Source organism: Aeromicrobium sp. PFPM2_SD2, assembly GCF_057364525.1.
On sequence record NZ_JBNFNZ010000350.1, the window covers coordinates 1 to 2,640 of the forward strand.

At 72.7% G+C, this 2,640-nt stretch carries 3 protein-coding genes; 2 read left to right on the plus strand and 1 reads right to left on the minus strand.

Features of this window, described 5'->3' with window-relative positions:
- Positions 1-708, plus strand: a 708-nt coding sequence (locus tag AC2W7G_RS13370) for a hypothetical protein (RefSeq protein ID WP_485868872.1), incomplete at its 5' end; no start/stop codon positions are given.
- A gap of 73 nt (positions 709-781) precedes the next feature.
- The gene (locus tag AC2W7G_RS13375; RefSeq protein WP_485868873.1) at positions 782-2,167 is read left to right on the plus strand and encodes a class II fumarate hydratase; all 1,386 of its coding nucleotides are present in this window, start codon (positions 782-784) and stop codon (positions 2,165-2,167) included.
- Between the two features lie 108 nt (positions 2,168-2,275).
- Here AC2W7G_RS13375 and AC2W7G_RS13380 read toward each other — a convergent pair.
- The coding region (locus AC2W7G_RS13380) for a hypothetical protein (protein WP_485868874.1) at positions 2,276-2,640 on the minus strand (365 nt) is incomplete at its 5' end.

Consider the following 2,640-nt stretch of genomic DNA (forward strand, 5'->3'; position numbering starts at 1 on the left):
GCGCTGGTGCGCACCCTCAGCCGGCCGCAGCGCGCCCCCGCGCGTCGTGTCGGCCTTCCACGACGACGCATGAGCGAGCCCGGCGGCACGGACGAGGTGACGCTGCGCCGCCGGCCGGACGGCTCGGTCGAGCTGCGGGTCAACGGCGTCTTCGTCATGGACGACGTCGAGACGAGCAGCGAGCGGCTGCTGGCCCGCGCGGTCGTCGACCTCGGGGCGTCCGAGGTGCTGGTCGGCGGCCTCGGGCTCGGCTTCACCGCCCGCGAGCTGCTCGCCGCCCCCCTCGGTGCAGCGCGTCGTCGTGGCCGAGCTCCACCCCGAGATCCTCGGCTGGATGCGCGACGGCACGCTGCCCGGGGCCGACCTGCTGGGCGACCCGCGCCTGGACGTCGTCGTGGGCGACGTGCGCGATGTCGTGGCCGCGCAGCCCGCGGGGTCCCTGGACGCGATCGTGCTCGACGTCGACAACGGTCCGGACTTCCTCGTCCACGACGAGAACGCGGCCGTCTACGAGCCCGGCTTCGTGGACGTGTGCGCACGCCGCCTGCGCCCGGCCGGCACCTGTCGATCTGGTCGATGGCCGACTCCGCGGACGTCCGCGCGGTGCTGGCGTCCCGCTTCGCGACGGTCACGGCGACCCCCGTGCCGGTCGACCTGCAGGGCCGCGACGAGACGTACTGGGTGCTCACCGGCTCGTCCCCGCGCTGACCGGCACGCCCCGCCCGTCCGTGGTGAAGAAGCCCACAGGCCTGTCCGGATGCGGTCGGATATGGTGCCGAGCATGACCGAATACCGCATCGAGCACGACACCATGGGCGAGGTCAAGGTCCCCGCCGACGCCCTGTGGCGGGCCCAGACCCAGCGCGCCGTCGAGAACTTCCCGATCTCCGGCACGCCCATCGAGTCGGCCCAGATCAAGGCGCTCGCGCAGATCAAGGCCGCGTGCGCGAAGGCGAACGCCGAGCTGGGCATCCTGCCGCAGGACGAGGCGGACGCCATCGTCGCGGCGGCGGCCGAGGTCGCGTCCGGCCAGCACGACGACCAGTTCCCGATCGACGTCTTCCAGACCGGCTCGGGCACGTCGTCGAACATGAACACCAACGAGGTCATCGCGACGATCGCGTCCAAGGCGCTCGGCCGCGAGGTGCACCCGAACGACAAGGTGAACGCGTCGCAGTCGTCCAACGACGTCTTCCCGACCTCCATCCACGTCGCCGCCACGGCGTACGCGCTGGAGAACCTCGTACCCGACCTGACCCACCTGGCCGAGTCGCTGGAGCGCAAGGCCGAGGAGTTCCGGGACGTCGTCAAGTCCGGCCGCACGCACCTCATGGACGCCACGCCGGTCACCCTGGGCCAGGAGTTCGCCGGCTACGCCGCGCAGGTCCGCAAGGGCATCGCGCGCGTGCAGCAGTCGATCCCGGCCACGGCCGAGGTCCCGCTCGGCGGCACCGCGGTCGGCACGGGCATCAACACGCCGAAGGGCTTCCCGCAGCGGGTCATCGCGATCCTGGCCGAGGACACCAGCCTGCCGCTGACCGAGGCGGTCGACCACTTCGAGGCGCAGGGCGCGCGCGACGGCCTGGTCGAGATGTCCGGCCAGCTGCGCACCATCGCGGTCAGCCTCGTGAAGATCTGCAACGACCTGCGCTGGATGGGCTCGGGCCCCCGCACCGGCCTGGGCGAGATCGCGCTGCCCGACCTGCAGCCGGGCTCGAGCATCATGCCGGGCAAGGTCAACCCGGTCCTGCCCGAGGCCACGCTGCAGGTGTGCGCCCAGGTCATCGGCAACGACGCCGCCATCGCCTTCTCGGGCACGACGGGCAGCTTCGAGCTCAACGTCATGCTGCCGGTCATCGGTCGCAACCTGCTGGAGTCGATGCGCCTGCTCGGCAACGCCTCGCGCGTCCTGGCCGACCGCTGCATCGACGGCACCACCGCCAACGTCGAGCACTGCAAGCGCCTGGCCGAGTCGTCGCCGTCGGTCGTGACGCCGCTCAACCGCTTCATCGGCTACGAGAACGCCGCCAAGGTGGCCAAGACCGCGGTCAAGGAGCAGAAGACGATCCGTGAGGTCGTCATCGAGTCCGGCTTCGTCGAGCGCGGCGAGATCAGCGAGGCCGACCTGGACAAGGCCCTGGACGTCATGAGCATGACCCACCCGTGAGCCGTCCCTGACGCCCGACGCGGCCCCCGGTCCCCACGGACCGGGGGCCGCGTCGCGTCACGGCGCGATTCGGTTTACCTGGCGGCCCAGGTAGACGACGCGCCGGGGCTACCGGCGCTGGGCGACCTGGAAGCCGGCGTCGAGGTGGACGAGGTCGTACGGGACGGCGAAGGTCTCGCTGGCCCAGGCGGCCGCGTCCCCGGGCGAGCCGAAGCCGCCGGCCGTGTCGAGGACGACGTAGTCCGGACGCGCGTCCGCGGCGACCGTCCCGATCCAGTACGCCTCGTGGTCGGTCACGAGGTGGGTCAGCGTGCCGATGTCCGCGACCACCGACGCCCCCGACGGCACGACGTCGACCGCCGCCTGCGCCGCGTGCGCCCGCGCCGGCGTCCCGTACGTCGCCGGTCGGCCAGTCGCCGAGCGGCGACGCCGGCAGCCGCACGCAGCGCCACGACCACCGCGACCGCCGGCGC

Bases quoted from the DNA above. Each gene is read 5' to 3' on its own strand.
- AC2W7G_RS13375 (WP_485868873.1), top strand. From the start codon at position 782: ATGACCGAATACCGCATCGAGCACGACACCATGGGCGAGGTCAAGGTC.